This window comes from Arcicella rigui, from assembly GCF_034929435.1.
In the GTDB taxonomy this organism is placed as follows: Bacteria; Bacteroidota; Bacteroidia; order Cytophagales; family Spirosomataceae; genus Arcicella; species Arcicella rigui.
Genome location: NZ_JAYFUM010000023.1, coordinates 49,099 through 65,563, shown reverse-complemented (window position 1 = coordinate 65,563; position 16,465 = coordinate 49,099). Strand labels below are relative to the sequence as shown.

The window sequence follows — 16,465 nt, the reverse complement described above, 5'->3', positions numbered from 1 at the left end:
TGTATTGCAAAGTTTTATAAATTTCGTAAATAGTCAGGTATCCACGAGCAAAGCCACCCCAATATCTATTTTCCAGTGAGCTTTTGGTAAACTGCTTTAACAAAGTCCACAGTAGTATCTGCAATGTCGGCGATTTGCTCAAAAGTTTTGTTGTCTTCTCGAATGAGGTATGTAACAAACTTTGCTTTTTCATTCTCTTGTCCACGAAGATAGAGAACGTCCCTTTCTTCTTTGATGTATTCTGCGATGCTGTCCATAGCGTTTTTTAAGTTTATTTCCAAGTTACGAAGTTGAGCTAAAACACGCAACTGATTAAAGTATCTTTTTAACGAAAAATCTCCTTTAGTAGTTTCCTTGACACGCACAAGTATCTGTTTTAGAGCATTTTCGGGTTCTTCACCTTTGAAATTTGCCAAAATGCCTAATATGATTTCTTCGGGTTTATCCGAGTTGAGGAAAATATGATAGTCGAGTTCAGAAAGTGCTATAATCGGGAATCTAAATTTTAGCGTTTCTCTGTCAAGTTGGGTTGTCATTAGCGGCTTGTTCGTACCAAGAAAAATAACAAACTGCTTTATTGGTAAATGGTATTTTCTTTCAAGCATGATAAAATATTCTGCCATCCGATACACCATTTCAGGTTCATCTTTTACTTGAAACTCAATCTGAAGAACAAAAATATCACCTTTGGTATCAGTTATTCTTTTCAAAACATCTGGCTTTCTTTCTTTAGTGTGCTGAATATCATCGGGCAATTCTTCCATAGAAACAGCGGTGATTTCAAGAATATTTTCCACGATGCTTGAAATTACCGCTTCGATATTCTCTTTGAAAATCTTATCGTATTGAGCGGATTGTCGCCTATTTGATTGGCGTTTTTTATTATCTGCTTTCATTTTTAAATTTACAAAAGGTACTTTATGCCGTTTATCTGTTTTGCATAATCTGGTTGCAGGTTAAGCGAAGCGTTCATACGACCAGATAAGTTTATATACTACTTCATAGGATTCCCAATTCCCCACGAAAGTATCAAATTAAAATCAAATCCAGTATTTCCCGCTACGATTTTGTTTTAAAAACTTATTATACGGTATTTTCGTATGCTGAATGCTTGTTTGGCTTCATTTGTCGTTCCAATTGCTTAAAATTTTACCGTTTATTTCATCATTTACAAACTCATCATTAGCATAAATGAATATTCTCATCGCTCCAGATAAATTCAAAGATGCTCTTTCGGCAACAGAAATTTGTCATTTTCTGCAAAAGGGAATTTTACAAACTTTTCCGAAAGCTCATTGTACTTTGTTGCCATTGGCTGATGGTGGCGAAGGTACTTTAGAGAGTCTGAACAGTAATTTTAAGGGCGAATTTATTTACCAAACAGTACAAAATCCTTTGTTTGAAGCGGTTTCTGCTTCTTATTTATATATTCCTCAAAATCAAACTGCGGTAGTTGAAATGGCTCGTGCTTCGGGAATTGAATTGTTGATTCCTACGAAAAGAAACTGCTTGAAAACCAGTAGTTTTGGTACTGGTCAGCTTATCAAAGAGGCTATTCAAAAAGGAGCGAAAGAAATTTTTCTGACTGTTGGCGGAACAGCCACAAACGATGGCGGAATGGGCATTGCTTCGGCTTTGGGTTTTAGGTTTTTGGCAAATGATGGAACAGTACTTCAAGCCACTGGCGAAAATTTAATAGCTGTGGCTTCTATTGATGGTTCTCAAGTGCCTGCTGAGGTTTTTAATACAAAATTTACTATTGCTACCGATGTTACCAATCCTTTTTTCGGAGAAAGTGGTGCGGCTTATGTGTTTGCCAAACAGAAAGGTGCTAACGAAGAAGGCATCCAATTGTTAGACAAAGGTTTACAAAACATGGCTCAAGTACTTGAGCGTCATTTTGGTATCAATCCACAAACTTTAGTTGGGAGCGGAGCAGGCGGTGGGGTAGCTGGCGGTTTAGCGGTGTTGCTAAATGCTAACATTATTTCTGCGGCTTCATGGATTTTGGAAATCAATCGAGTGGATGATTTATTAGAAAAAACTAATATTTTAGTTACTGGCGAAGGAAAAGTTGACAGCCAAACATGGGACGGAAAACTTATTTCTCAACTCTTGAGCAAAGCCGAAGCAAAGGCAGTCCCTGTCATTATCGTTTGTGGTACTTTGCAAGACGTTGAAATCGTGACAAAGCAAAAATCTGTTTTGTATGCTACTTCCATTTTGCAAGAGCCGAGTACTTTAGAAAATGCTTTAGCCAATACGCCACAATTACTCGAAAATCAGGGAATGTTATTGGGGAAAATGCTTTCAAGTATTTCCTTTAAGTAAAAGAGATTCTTTCATGATTAGCATAGTTTTACAGATGAATGATTTCAAATCATAGCTTCATTGTATCTTAATCTTGGAAAAACTGGCTTCGATATTGGCTTGGGGATAGATGTAACTTTTGTTGAAACAAACGATTGAGGGTACTGATATTATCAAAACCAGTTTGAAGGGCTATTTGTCCGACCGATAAATCACTGGCAATTAATAGCTGACAAACTTGGGCAAGACGAGTTTTGTTGAGATAATCTATAAAAGTGATGCCCATATTTTGTTTAAACCACCTACAAAAAGCATTGGGCGAAAAATGACAAACATCTGCAATTTCTTGTAATGAAATTCCTCTGTGAGCATGCGTATTGATATAATCAATCGCTACTTGTAAGCGTGTAGAACTTTCCGAAAGCGTGTATTGCTGATAGTCTTTATCCAATAAAATTGTTTTTTCTGGACTTTGTGCCAAGCTTTCTAATACTTCTAATAGTAAAATAATCGAAGAAACACCGCTGGCTGATTCAATACTTTGGAGTTTTTGAATGAATATTTCTGAGATATTTTCAAAATAAATGCCTCGTTGAGCTTCCTGAAAAAGTTGCTGAAAATGTTTGCATTCGTGGAAAGTATCGAAAATTTGTTTTGAAAATTGAATACAGTAGGCTTCCACAAAAGGAGTTGCTTCTTCTTGATAAGTCATAAAAGTATGAGGGATATTCTCGCCGATTAGGAACAAATCGTTTTCTTTGTAAAGTGAAATTTTATCGCCAATAAATCTCATTCCTTTTCCTTTTGAAAAATAGACTAATTCAAGTTCGGGATGATAATGCCAATGCGACTCAAAGCTTTTCTGATACAATCGAAAGGATTTAAAAGAAGCGTTCGGCAAATTACTGATACCGAGTTCGAGTGATGGTTTCATTAATAAATTACCTTTAATATTGTCTTACTTCTAATTTTATTGGTAATATATGAATAATAATTGTATAAATCTGTAAACCGCTGGTTTCTTTATTTTGATGAAATTTGCACTATCAAACAATCCAAAAATAATTTTACCATGAAAGATTTAACAACATATTACGAGCTGAGTCAAGAACAGATTGAGTTTTACGAAAAAAATCGTTTTATCAAACTTAAAAATGTTTTTGATGCCGAAACACTTGAATTTTACAACAAAATTATCTCGGAACAAGTAGAAAAAATGAATACTGTTACGAGTAAAGTGGAAGAAAGAGATACTTATGGCAAAGCATTTTTACAGCTTTTCAACCTTTGGCGTGAAAATGAAACTGTAAAAGAATTTGTCTTTAGCAAACGCTTGGCAAAAATTGCAGCCGATTTAATGCAAGTAGAGGGCGTTCGGATGTATCACGACCAAGCTTTGTTCAAAGAAGGCGGTGGCGGTATTACCCCATGGCACGCCGACCAGTATTATTGGCCTTTGAGTAGCGACAAAACCATAACTGCATGGATTCCTTTACAAGCCGTTGCATTAGAAATGGGGCCACTTGAATTCAGTGCTGGAAGCCATAAAATTGTAGAAGGACGTGATTTGAAAATTGGTGACGATAGTGAAAAACTTATTGGCGAAAAATTGAGAGTAACTGATTTTGAACACGTTATCGAACCTTTTGATTTGGGCGAAATAAGTTTTCATTCTGGCTGGGTGTTTCACCGTGCAGGTGCAAATGTAACAGACCAAGTCAGAAAAGTAATGACAGTAATTTACATGGATAAAAACATGATTTTACAAAAACCTACCAACAAAAACCAAGAGGTAGATTGGCACACTTGGTGTCCGGGGGCGAATATCGGAGAAGTAATAGACACGCCTTTAAACCCAGTTTTGTATTGATTGCACGAAGGTTTTTTTGAAAAAATAACAACAAACCATCAGATGAAAAAAAGACTTTATTACTTTTTCGGCTTACTTTTCTTACTCAACAATACTTTTGCACAAGAAAGTATTCAGCACGTAGAACCGCTAAATTGGTGGGTAGGCATGAAAAACCCCCGTTTACAATTATTGATTCATGGAAAAAATATTGCAAGTTTCAAGCCTTCGATTCAATACAAAGGAGTAAGTATCTTGAAAGTAAACAAGGTAACGAACCCCAATTATTTGTTTATTGATTTACTGATTACTCCGCAAACCAAAGCTGGAGACATGAAAATCGTTTTTGAAAATGCTGCCAAAAAAACGATTAGCTATACTTATTCTCTTTTGAAACGAGAAGCAAAAGCTGCTGAAAGAGTAGGTTTCAATACCAGCGATGTGATGTATATGATTACACCAGACCGTTTTGCAAATGGAAATCCGCAAAACGATAATGTTGTTGGCTATAAAGATACGCTCAATCGCAAGGATTTGACAGGGCGACACGGCGGCGATATTGAAGGTATTATCCAACATTTAGATTATATCCAAAATCTGGGAATGACGGCACTTTGGATAAATCCTTTGTTGGAAAACAAGCAGCCTAAAACTTCCTATCATGGCTATGCCATTACGAATTTTAGTAAAATTGACCCACGTTTCGGTTCAAACGAAGACTATGTTCGCCTATCAAAAGAAGCCAAAAAGAAAGGCATAAAGTTAATCATGGATATGGTACTAAATCACTGTGGTTCAGAACATTGGTGGATGAAAGATGCACCTACAAATGATTGGGTGAATTTTCAGGATAGTCCAAAAGTGATTTATTCAAGTCATCACCGTGAAAGTTTGCACGACCCTTACGCTGCTGAAATCGACAAAACGATGCACAGTGACGGTTGGTTTGATTTTACTATGCCCGACCTAAATCAGCGAAACCCTTTTATGGCAAACTATCTAATTCAAAATTCGATTTGGTGGATAGAGTACGCCGATTTGGGCGGAATCAGAATGGATACTTGGCCATATCCCGACAAAGACTTTATGACCATTTGGGCAAAAAGAGTAATGGACGAATACCCCAACTTCAACGTTGTTGGCGAAGAATGGTCGCTGAATCCGAGTATTGTTTCGGCTTGGCAAAGAGGCAAAGTAAACAAAAATGGCTATGTTTCGTATTTGAGAAGTTTAATGGATTTCCCAACCAATGCGTCCTTGGTTGAGGCTTTGAACGGAGACGAAAAAATATGGGGACAAGGTTTTACCAAATTGTACCAAACCATCGCCAACGATTTCGTTTATCCAAATCCGAATGATTTAGTGATTTTTCCTGACAATCACGACATGAGTCGTTTTTATACGCAAATCAAAGAAGACTTTAATAAATTCAAATTAGGAATGACTTTCTTGCTAACGACCAGAGGTATTCCACAGATTTATTATGGAACGGAAATCTTGATTACCAATCCAAAAAGTGATGCTCATGGCGAAATCCGTGCCGATATGCCGGGCGGTTGGCAAGGTGATACCAAAAATGTTTTCAAACATATTGCCATGACAGAGCGTGAAACCGAAGCTCTTAATTTTGTGATACAATTATTGCAATGGCGAAAAAATACGCCTGTGATTCACTCAGGAAAATTGAAACATTTTGCTCCAGAAAATGGTGTGTACGTACAATTTAGATACAACGACAAACAAAAAGTAATAGTGATTTTGAATAAAAATACCGAAGCAAAATCTTTGGATTTAGCTCGTTTTAAAGAAATCTTAAAGCCCAATTTTAGAGCAAAAGATGTTTTTCATCAAAAAACCATTAGTGTAAAAGACAGTCTAAGTCTTGAACCAAACAGCCCTTTGATTTTAGAGATTTTCGAGTAAAATATTTAGAAATATCATTTTTTTAAGATTACAAAACGAGCGGTCAGGAAGTATTTCTTGACCGCTCGTTTTTTGATGCAGTTCCAGCGAAATAGAAGCCATTTCTCGCTTTTACTACCTACTCAAAATCATCCAATTGAAGGTATTATTATATCATTTTTCTAAGAAAAGTATATTTTTTTCTTGATATATTATAAAATTAACACAAAATACTTCTCTTTTTGAAAAAATAGTACTTCCTTTGTGCTGTCAATTTCCTTTTTGGGTACTTCTTATTCTGAAACAAAACAACAATTTAAGCCTAAGATTTAGGGATAAAATTGACCATAAAATTCAATACTTGTAGAAACATCAGCGTATTGAATGACCAAAAACAATCTCAATTAATACAAAAATGAAACATTTCTTATCTATAGTTTTGATAGCCTTATCATTGTCTATCGAAGCCCATCGTTTGCCCAAAGTTGTATCGGGTTCAATCAAACGTTTGTCGAATTTTAATTCAAAATACGTGAGTCCAAGAAATATCGATATTTGGATTCCAGACGACTATACTCCAGAGAAAAAATACTCAGTGTTGTATATGCAAGACGGGCAAATGTTATTTGATAATTCAAGTAGCTGGCATCAGCAAAGCTGGAATGTAGATAATATCGCAAGTAAATTGCAACAAGCAGGAAGAGTACAAGATTTTATTATCGTAGGCGTGTGGAATGATGCCAAAAACCACTATGCGGACTATTTTCCACAAAAGCCATTTCAAAGTTTAACGGCTGAACAAAAAGATTTTGTTCGTAAGCAATTGCACGAAAAAGGCAAATGTGCTGAATCATTCCAACCCAATTCAGACCATTATTTGAAGTTTTTGGTTACGGAACTAAAACCATATATCGACAAACATTATGCAGTTTCTACCGATGCCGACCATACTTTTATTGCAGGTTCGAGCATGGGCGGTTTGGTGGCGATGTATGCCATTACGCAATATCCAAAAGTTTTTGGCGGGGCAGCTTGTCTTTCTACTCACTGGCCAGGTGTATTTTGTTTGGATAAGAACCCAGTTCCTAATGCCATTGTACATTATTTGAAAGAAACCCTTCCGAATCCAGACAATCACAAAATTTACTTCGACCACGGCGATAAAACTTTGGATGCACTTTACCCAGCACTCCAAGCCCAAGTAGATGCTTGTATGAAAAGCAAAGGTTATCATGCAGGAAACTGGCGAACAGAGTATTTCAAAGGAAAAGACCACAGTGAAAAATCTTGGCGTGAACGCTTTTATGTTCCTTTGTTATTTTTATTGAAAAAGCAAAATACCTAAAATTGGTTTAAAGGATAAATTAAAATTATACCTCATTGGGTATAATTTAGGTTTTAAATGTATTTTTATACCCTAAAAGGTATAATTGTCTGAAATTAAGGGCAATTATACCTTTTAGGGTATAATTTTATGAAGATAGCTCCATATATTAAAGAAAAACGTAAGCAGTTTGGCTTAACCCAAATAGACCTTGCACAAAAAGCAGGCGTTGGGCTTCGCTTTGTTCGGGAAGTAGAACAAGGAAAAGCGAGTTTAAGACTTGACAAAGTAAACCAAATTTTAGACCTTTTCGGGAGTGAAGTAGGTGTAATTAGAAAGGAGGTAGCAGATGAGTAGGGCTGGGAATGTTTTTTATCAAGATGAATTAGCGGGAATTATCAGTGAAAATGAAGATGGATATTACTTTCAGTATGATGAATTTTACTTGCAAAAAGACAATGCAAAAGCCATTTCATTGACGATTCCATTAAAAAAGGAAGTTTATTTTAGTAAAACTTTATTTCCTTTTTTCGATGGACTGATTCCCGAAGGTTGGTTGTTGAATATAGCGGTTGAAAATTGGAAACTCAACCAAAGAGACCGTATGGGTTTATTATTGACTGTTTGTGGCGACTGTATCGGGGCGGTAAGTGTTAGAGCGATAAAACAAGGAAATGATGAATAAATGTTTATACTGTTATCAACCTTTATTAGAAGGAGAAATTGATTTTCATACCAAATGCTCAAAGAAATTTTTCGAGCTTAATAATCCTCCAATGTTACCTTTTGGCAAAAATGACTTAAAGCTAATGGCGAAGGAAGTCATTGCCAAAAGTATTACCGTTACAGGCGTACAAGCAAAACTTTCTTTAGACATTGAGCAAATAGATGGTAAACAAAGTAGATTGACCGTCGTTGGTTTGTGGGGAAATTATATTTTAAAACCTCCAACTGAAATATATGAGCAATTGCCTGAAAATGAAGACCTAAGCATGAAATTGGCAACTTTATGTGGTATCAAAACAGCAGAACATTCATTAATCCGTTTGGAATCGGGAGAATTGGCGTACTTGACCAAAAGATTTGACAGAACAAAATCTGGTAAAATTCACGTAGAAGATTTTTGTCAATTAACAGAAACCTTGACGGAACATAAGTACAGGTCTTCGATGGAAAAAATTGGTAAAACGATTAGAAAATTTAGTTCTAATGCAGGTTTTGACCTTATATCATTTTTTGAACTAAGTATTTTCTGTTTTTTAACAGGCAATGCAGATATGCACTTGAAGAACTTTTCATTACTTTATGCTCAATCAGGAGAAATACAATTTGCTCCAGCTTATGATTTAGTGTCAACAAAATTGGTGATACCTGATGACGAAGAAATGGCTTTAACAATTAACGGTAGAAAAAATCGCTTAAAAAGAGAAGATTTTGATGTTTTTGCCAAAAACTTGGGTATCAACGAAAAAGTAAAAGACAATATTTACAAAAAGTTTTCTAATAAAATTCCAGCGATGAAAGTATTAGTTGATGAAAGTTTTTTGAGCGAAGAAATGAAAGAAATATATAAAACATTAATACAAACCAGAGGCGAACGATTGGATTTTCTAACAAAAGAATAGGGCGAAAATCCAATCGTTATCGCACAAATCACTTCTTTAAATCCTTCAAAAACTGCATTGGCGTTTTGCCAAATTCATTTTTAAAAGCCTTCGTAAAGTACGATTGCGTTTGGATGCCAACATTGTACATTACTTCGGCAATAGCCATATTTTCTTGGGTCATTAGTTGAACGGCTTTTTTCAAACGAATGGTTCGGATAAAATCCCCAATGGCTTGTCCTGTCAATTCTTTTACTTTGGTATATAATTTCGTGCGGCTCATGCCCATTTGCGAGCAGATATAATCAATATTCATTTCAGGGTTGCTTAAATGAGCTTCAATCATCTCAATCAATTCCATCAAAAAGGCTTTATCTTTCTGTGAATGAGCCAATTCCACTACTTCGGTCAACTGGTCGTTTCCGTACTTTTCTTTGAGTTTTTGTTTTTGAATAAAGATATTTTTAATCGTCAATTCCAATAATTCAATGCTGATAGGCTTTGAAAAGTAAAAATCTGCGCCAGATTCTACGCCCTCAATTTTCGATTCTGTCCCATCTTTTGCTGTCAGCATCAAAAATGGGATATGACTAATTTCATCGTCTTCTTTTACTTTTTTACAAAAAATATTACCATTCATTACGGGCATCATCACATCGCTGATAATCAAGTCTGGAAAAGTTTCTTTTGCCTTTTCATAACCCAATTGTCCGTTGAGTGCCTCTATAATTTTGTAATTTTTACTGAGTGTTTCTTTTAAAAAACTTCTTAGCTCGTCGTTGTCATCTACCAACAAAATGGTTGCTTTGTTGAGTTCTTCCGTCGCTTTTGTTTTAGATTTCTCCTTTACTTCATCCTGATTCGTCAGATTGTCAACAGACTTTGTACTGATACTTTCAAGCTTTACGAATACGTCTTTGTTTTTAATCCAAAGTTCTTTTTCATCGTAATCTTCCCTTTTACAAGGAATGCCAATGATAATTTCCGTGCCTTTGTCTTTCTCGCTATACACCCAAATACTGCCTTTGTGTAGCTTGGTCAGGCTTTTGACAAATGCCAAACCAATGCCCGAACCCAAATGCGTTTCAGTCGTTTTGTAATAACGTTCAAACAAATTAGAGATTGATTCCTTAGAAATCCCGATGCCATCGTCGGCAACTCTGATGTACAAGTATTTTGAACTTTTATATTCATTCAAAATTTTCAATTCATTGCTATACAGTGCTTTATGATTTTCGAGCGTATCCAATACTTGTAGTGTGATATGCCTGCCATTGTCGATGTATTTAAAGGCATTGCTTAATAAATTGATGATGATTTTTTCTAAAATTTGTCGGTCGAACCACGTTTCTATTAACTTATTTTCTTCAAGTACTTCAAAATTGATTTGCTTTTCCTGTGCCAAATCTGCAAACTCATCAGAGATTTCTTTCAGAAAAGTATTGATATTGCCTTGCATCACATTTAGTTTCAATACACCCGATTCTACTTTTCTGAAATCCATCAATTCATTGATAAGTCCAATCAAACGGTTGGCGTTTCGGTACATCAAATCATAATATGGATGTGCAGGCGAATTGGGAAATTCCTTTTTTAGTTTTTCTAAAGGCCCCAAAATCAGCGATAAAGGCGTGCGAAATTCATGTGAAATATTGGTAAAAAACTGCAATTGTTCTTGATGAATTTCTTCTTTTTTCTGCTCTTGTAATTGTTGAATTTCTAACCTTCTTTTGAAATTGTAAAATGCTATGATACCGCTAAAAATCGCCAAAGCCGTAAGGATTCTAAACCACCAAGTTTCCCAAAATGGTGGCGAAATATGTACTTCGAGCTGATAAATTTTTTCATTCCAAATACCATCATTATTACTTGCTTTGATTTGAAAAGTATAATTTCCCGGACTCACATTGGTATAAGATGCCTTTTTTTCTTTGCTCACGTAAATCCAATCTTTGTCCCAATTTTCTAATTTATAAGCATATTGATTGTTTTCAGATGCGGTAAAATTCAAGGCAGCAAAGCCAAACGAAAAAGTAGATTCTTTGTAAGAAAGGTCGATAGTTTTGGCAAAACTGATGTCTTCATCCAATGGAGTGTCTTCGCCAATAGCTACTTTTTTATTAAAAATCTGAAAATCAGTAATATAAACGGGTGGCGTAAAAGTATTTGTCGTGATTTTTTGCGGATAAAAAGTATTAAAACCATTTACGCCTCCAAAAAATACTTGTCCGTCTTTAGTCATTAAAAAGGCATTTGCTTCAAATTCAAGTCCTTGCAGACCATCAACAGTATTATATTTTTTGGCAAGCTTTGTTTCAGGATTGATTTTAGTGATGCCGTTTGAAGTAGCAATCCAGAAATTTCCTTCGGTATCTTCTACCATTCCTTTGATAAATTCGGTATCAAGATTTGCCTTTTCACTGAAAATTTTAAACGTATTCTCGGCTTCATCGAATAAGTATAATCCTTTTTGACCAACCCAAACCCTGCCTTTTTTGTCAATAAAAATGACTCTTAAATCAGGTTTTTTACTTTCGTTATTGAAGTAATGCGTAAAAGTTTGCGTTGAAGTATTGTAGCGATTTAGTCCGCCGTCGTCTGTACCTATCCAAATATTACCTTTTTTGTCTTCGTTGATGGCAATAATATTATTTCCGAATAACTGCGAGCGATTATTTTTTCCATAAACCAAACGAGTAAATTGTTTTGTTTCAGCATTCAACAAATTCAAACCACCAAAGTAGGTTGCTACCCAAAGGTTTTGATGACTGTCTTCAAAAATTTGCTGAATGTAATTTGAACTAACGCTATTTTTATCGGCAGGATTATTCAAAAAACGAGTAAAAGTATTGCTTGAACGGTTGTACAAACTCAAACCACCGCCCCAAGTGGCTATCCATAAATTCCCCTTTTTGTCTTCGTGAATGTCTAATACTTCGTTTGAGCCAATAGAATTTTTATTGAAAGGACTGTATTTGAAGTGTTTGAAAGAATTATTTTTTCGGTTGAATAAATTCAGTCCACCGCCATCTGTGCCAATCCAAATATTACCGAAACTGTCTTCACAAAAGGCTTTTACATCGTTGTAGCTCAAACTGTTTAAGTTGGGTTCTTGTCGGTAAAGCGTAAATTTTTCTGTTTGTGGCATATATAAATTGATTCCGCCACGGTGCGTACCAACCCAAAGATTGCCCTGATTGTCTTCAAACAAAGCCGAAACCGTTCTTTGAGAAAGGCTTTTGGGTTCATCGGGTCTGTACTGATAATTAAAGAAAATACCCGAAACTGGGTCGAAAAGATTGAGACCTCCATTGATACAACCAACCCAAATATTCTTTTTGGCATCCACCAAAATGGTTTTTACTAAATTATTTCCAAGCGATTTCGCTACCGTTTCTTGGTGACTGTACTGTTTAATGGTATTGAGTTGATGATTGTAAATAATCAATCCATTGCCATTTGTACCGATTAAAAGATTACCTTGTCGGTCTTCATTGATGCAATTAACAGCATAAGATTTTAGCGAAAAAGGAAGATTTTTGAAAGCTTCAATTTCTCTGAAAGTGCCACTTGATACTTCAAAAAGCTGAATACCGCTTTCTGTTCCAACCCAAAAATTATGATTACTGTCTTCAAAAAAACAATTCACACGATTATTAGACAGTGTATTGCTTGCTGATTTTTGATGCTGAAAAGCAACAAAAATTGTGTCTTCCTTCAAAAGGTTTATGCCATTGTGTGTACAAATCCACAGACGATTTTTACTGTCATTTTTGATACAGGTAATATAATTATCGCTAATACTTTTGGTTTTGTTGGCAGTATGGTTGAAGCGAGTAAAAGTATTTTTTCGCTCATCAAAACGGTTGAGTCCGTTGATTGTTCCAATCCATAAATTGCTGTTTCTGTCTTCTTGAATATAGGTAATATAATTATCGCTGATACTTTTTTCGTCTTTGGGGTCATTCTTAAAAACCACCATTTCGTTGCCGTCGTAGCGGTTCAAACCGTCCCTTGTACCAAACCAAATAAAGCCACGACTATCCTGATAAATACTTTCGATGGTGCTGTTTGAAAGCCCCTGTTCGTTGGTGATATGCTTGAATTTTAAGTTCGGAATTTGAGCAAAAGTAATGTGACCTAAGCAAAAGTATAGGAAAGTAAAACGAAGGATAAAAGTAATTGGCTTGATTGGGAACATTAAAAAGATTGCTGATTTGTGAATGTTGTGTTTTGAATTTTAATGAAAAAATGATTGAGTATCAGTATTGAATTGTCTTAGGATTACAAATTCACAAATGCCATTCACAATTCAGTAAGAATACTTCATCTAAAATAAATCATTTTTTGTGTTGAACCATTCATTCTCCAAAATTAGAACAATAGCACCAAAATTATGATTGCTGAGATAAATCTGAGCAAAAAATCCTCTCTAATTTTGACTTTTAAAATAATTAATAGTATTTTATTTATAATAAGAATGGAGATGAGAAAAAAATTACTGTACTATGTCTTGATAGTCATGAGTATTTTAAGCAATCTAAATGCCAATGCACAAGACAGATTGATAGCAGGAAAGGTAGTAGATTCGGCAGAATCGAGTATTCCTGGAGTAAGTATCACGGTGAAAAATAAGAAGACGGCAGCCATTAGCGATGCCAAAGGAGAATTTAAAATAAAGGCTACAACAGGCGATATTTTAGTATTTAGTTCTATTGGTTATAGCAAATTAGAAGTGCCAGTAAGTACGGCTACCACGATAAACGTAGTGATGACTATCAACAACACTGCTTTAGACGAAGTAGTGGTAGTAGGCTATGGAACATCACGTAAAAAAGATTTGACAGGAGCAGTGACGACCATTACTGCCAAAGATTTTCAGACGGGGGCAATCACTACACCTGAGCAATTGATAGCTGGAAAAGTACCGGGTGTTTCTATCATTTCAAATAGCGGTCAGCCTGGAGCAGGAAGTACCATTCGTATTCGTGGCGGTTCGTCGCTGAGTGCCAGTAACAATCCTTTGTTTGTGATTGATGGCGTGCCTTTGGAAGGCGAAGGCGGTATTTCTGGAGCGTCGAATCCATTAAGTTTTATCAATCCAAACGATATTGAAACTTTCACGGTGTTGAAAGATGCTTCGGCGGCAGCGATTTATGGCACAAGAGCTTCAAACGGTGTAATTATCATCACGACTAAAAAAGGAAAAAGTGGAGCAATGCGAGTGAATTTTTCTTCGACAAACTCTACTTCAAGTATTACCAAGCAAGTAAGTGTTTTGAGTGCCGATGAATTTCGTGCTATTGTGAACGAAAAAGGAACGGCTGCCCAAAAAATGATGCTTGGCAAAGCCAATACAAACTGGCAAGATGTAATTTACCAAACGGCATTCATGACCGACAATAACCTAAGTTTGGGCGGAGAAGTAGCAAAATTGCCATACAGAATTTCCTTAGGATTTCAGAACCAAACGGGAGTTTTAAAAACAGATAAATTACAAAGAACCTCTTTGTCCATTGCTTTGAATCCTACTTTTTTTGACAATCATTTAAAAGTAGATATTAGCTTGAAAGGAAGTATGCAAAAGGCAAGATTTGCGGCTTTGGGGGCAATCGGTTCAGCCATCAGTTTCGACCCAACGCAACCCGTTTACGCTACTGAAAATCCTGAAAGATTTGGCGGTTACTTTGAATGGTTGGATAAAACCAGTGCCACAGGTTTAGTGAATTTGGCAGGCAGAAATCCACTGGGGCAATTAGAACAACGTTTTGATGAAAGTACGCCACAAAGAAGTATCGGCAATATTCAGTTTGATTACAAATTCCATTTCTTGCCAGAACTAAGAGCCAATTTAAACATTGGTTACGATGTATCAAAAGGAGCAGGAACGGTTTATGTTTCAGACAGTGCAGCCATTGGTTATGTAGCAGGTGGCGTTGGCGGAACGAACAATACTTATAAACAAACGAAACAAAATACACTTTTAGAATTTTACTTGAACTATGCCAAAGAATTGAAAGCCATCAAAAGTAAGTTTGATGTGATGGCTGGATACTCGTTTAATAATTACCAAACCACTAATTATAATTACGCAAGTTACAATGCAGCGGGTGTGAAGTACCCCAATACTGACCCCGCTTTTCCATTCGATAAGCCCGAAAATACGTTGATTTCCTTCTTCGGTCGTGCGAATTATTCTTTGAATGACCGTTACTTTCTAACGGCAACGCTTCGCCGTGATGGTTCTTCTCGCTTTGCACCTGCCAACAGATGGGGACTTTTCCCTTCTATCGCTTTGGCTTGGAACATCAAAGATGAAGCTTTCTTGGCAGGCAGTAAAGTAATTTCAGCCCTTAAACTTCGTACAAGCTATGGCGTTACGGGTCAGCAAGATGGCATCGGGAACTATGATTATTACTCTTATTTTGCTTTGAGTGCCGCAAATGCTGCTTATCAATTTGGCGATACTTATTATCAAGGTTATCGTCCGGGCGGTTTTTACAGCAATCGTAAATGGGAAGAAACAGCTTCAAAAAACATTGCTTTAGATTATGGTTTCTTTGATAACCGAGTAAAAGGGAGCATTGATTTTTATGTAAAAAACACCAAAGATTTATTGAACAACATTCCTCAGCCTGCCGGAGCGAATTTCACGGCTTTTATTGTGGCAAATGTTGGCTCAATGGAAAACAAAGGGATTGAATTTAACATCGGAACGCAAATTATCAGAACAAATAATTTGACTTGGAATTTAGATTTCAACGCTACTTATAATAAAAATACGATTACCAACTTAACGGTAATTCCGCAAGATAAAAATTATCCGGGCTTCCCTTCTGGTGGCATTGCAGGTGGTGTAGGCGGACAGTTTGCCTTTATCAATGCCGTAGGATTCAGTAGAAATACTTTCAATTTGTACCAACAAGTATATAACGAAGCAGGAAAACCTGTTGAAGGCGTTTTTGTTGACCAAAACGGCGATGGCATCATCAATCAAGATGACCTTTACAAAGGCAAAAGTTCTGTACCCAAAGTATTCTTGGGCTTGAGCAACTCGGTGAATTACAAGAAATGGAATTTAGGTTTTGTGATGCGTGCTTCGTTCGACAACTATGTGTATAACAATAACTTTAGTCAAAGCGGAGTATTGAATCAAATTTTGGGAAATAACGTCCTTTACAATGCTTCAAGTAATTATTTAGAAACGCAATTCAAAGGCAATAGCCAACAATTATTGAGCGATTATTATATCCAAAATGCTTCGTTCCTAAGAATGGACAATGCCAACCTGAGTTATGATTTGGGCAAATTCTTGAAAAATAGCAATGCCAATTTACGTATCAACGCCAGCGTTCAGAATGTTTTTGTGATTACAAAATACAAAGGTTTAGACCCAGAAGTAGCTTCGGGAATTGACAATAATGTGTATCCACGTCCACGTACCATTGCTTTAGGATTGAATCTTGATTTTTAATA

General features: G+C 36.1%; 11 protein-coding genes. 8 read left to right on the top strand and 3 right to left on the bottom strand.

All coding sequences use genetic code 11. The features are described 5' to 3' along the window. Positions 1-65 precede the first annotated feature (65 nt). Positions 66-896 carry an RpnC/YadD family protein gene (locus VB248_RS18020; protein ID WP_323298210.1) on the bottom strand — a complete coding sequence of 277 codons (831 nt, stop codon included), beginning with the start codon at positions 894-896 and terminating at the stop codon, positions 66-68. Between the two features lie 295 nt (positions 897-1,191). On the opposite strand from VB248_RS18020, the gene VB248_RS18015 reads away from it, so the two are divergent. Continuing rightward, positions 1,192-2,331 (top strand): glycerate kinase, encoded by a 1,140-nt coding sequence (locus VB248_RS18015; protein ID WP_323298209.1) that lies wholly within the window; start codon positions 1,192-1,194, stop codon positions 2,329-2,331. Positions 2,332-2,398: 67 nt separating this feature from the next. Here the strand turns inward: VB248_RS18015 and VB248_RS18010 are convergent, their stop codons facing one another. Next, positions 2,399-3,244, bottom strand: coding sequence for an AraC family transcriptional regulator (locus tag VB248_RS18010; protein WP_323298208.1), 846 nt, complete (start codon positions 3,242-3,244; stop codon positions 2,399-2,401). Positions 3,245-3,382: 138 nt separating this feature from the next. Between VB248_RS18010 and VB248_RS18005 the strand changes: the two genes are divergently transcribed. From VB248_RS18005 to VB248_RS17980, 6 genes are all read left to right on the top strand, one after another. Beyond that, on the top strand, positions 3,383-4,180 hold the full coding sequence (locus tag VB248_RS18005; protein WP_323298207.1) for a phytanoyl-CoA dioxygenase family protein: 798 nt from the start codon (positions 3,383-3,385) through the stop codon (positions 4,178-4,180). A gap of 42 nt (positions 4,181-4,222) precedes the next feature. Continuing rightward, complete coding sequence (locus tag VB248_RS18000) at positions 4,223-6,082, top strand: glycoside hydrolase family 13 protein (protein ID WP_323298206.1); 1,860 nt, start codon at positions 4,223-4,225, stop codon at positions 6,080-6,082. 394 nt (positions 6,083-6,476) lie between these two features. After that, positions 6,477-7,406: an alpha/beta hydrolase gene (locus tag VB248_RS17995; protein WP_323298205.1), complete on the top strand. Its 930-nt coding sequence runs from the start codon at positions 6,477-6,479 to the stop codon at positions 7,404-7,406. 129 nt (positions 7,407-7,535) lie between these two features. After that, complete coding sequence (locus VB248_RS17990; protein WP_323298204.1) at positions 7,536-7,742, top strand: helix-turn-helix transcriptional regulator; 207 nt, start codon at positions 7,536-7,538, stop codon at positions 7,740-7,742. Beyond that, positions 7,735-8,070: a HipA N-terminal domain-containing protein gene (locus tag VB248_RS17985; protein ID WP_323298203.1), complete on the top strand. Its 336-nt coding sequence runs from the start codon at positions 7,735-7,737 to the stop codon at positions 8,068-8,070. The genes VB248_RS17990 and VB248_RS17985 overlap by 8 nt, the downstream gene beginning before the upstream one ends. After that, positions 8,060-9,010, top strand: a complete 951-nt coding sequence (locus tag VB248_RS17980; protein WP_323298202.1) for a type II toxin-antitoxin system HipA family toxin — start codon at positions 8,060-8,062, stop codon at positions 9,008-9,010. Before VB248_RS17985 ends, VB248_RS17980 begins: the two co-directional genes overlap by 11 nt. A 28-nt stretch (positions 9,011-9,038) precedes the next feature. On the opposite strand, the gene VB248_RS17975 is transcribed toward VB248_RS17980, so the two are convergent. After that, positions 9,039-13,190 (bottom strand): hybrid sensor histidine kinase/response regulator transcription factor, encoded by a 4,152-nt coding sequence (locus tag VB248_RS17975; protein ID WP_323298201.1) that lies wholly within the window; start codon positions 13,188-13,190, stop codon positions 9,039-9,041. 321 nt (positions 13,191-13,511) lie between these two features. Between VB248_RS17975 and VB248_RS17970 the strand changes: the two genes are divergently transcribed. Beyond that, positions 13,512-16,463 (top strand): SusC/RagA family TonB-linked outer membrane protein, encoded by a 2,952-nt coding sequence (locus tag VB248_RS17970; protein WP_323298200.1) that lies wholly within the window; start codon positions 13,512-13,514, stop codon positions 16,461-16,463. Positions 16,464-16,465 lie beyond the last annotated feature (2 nt).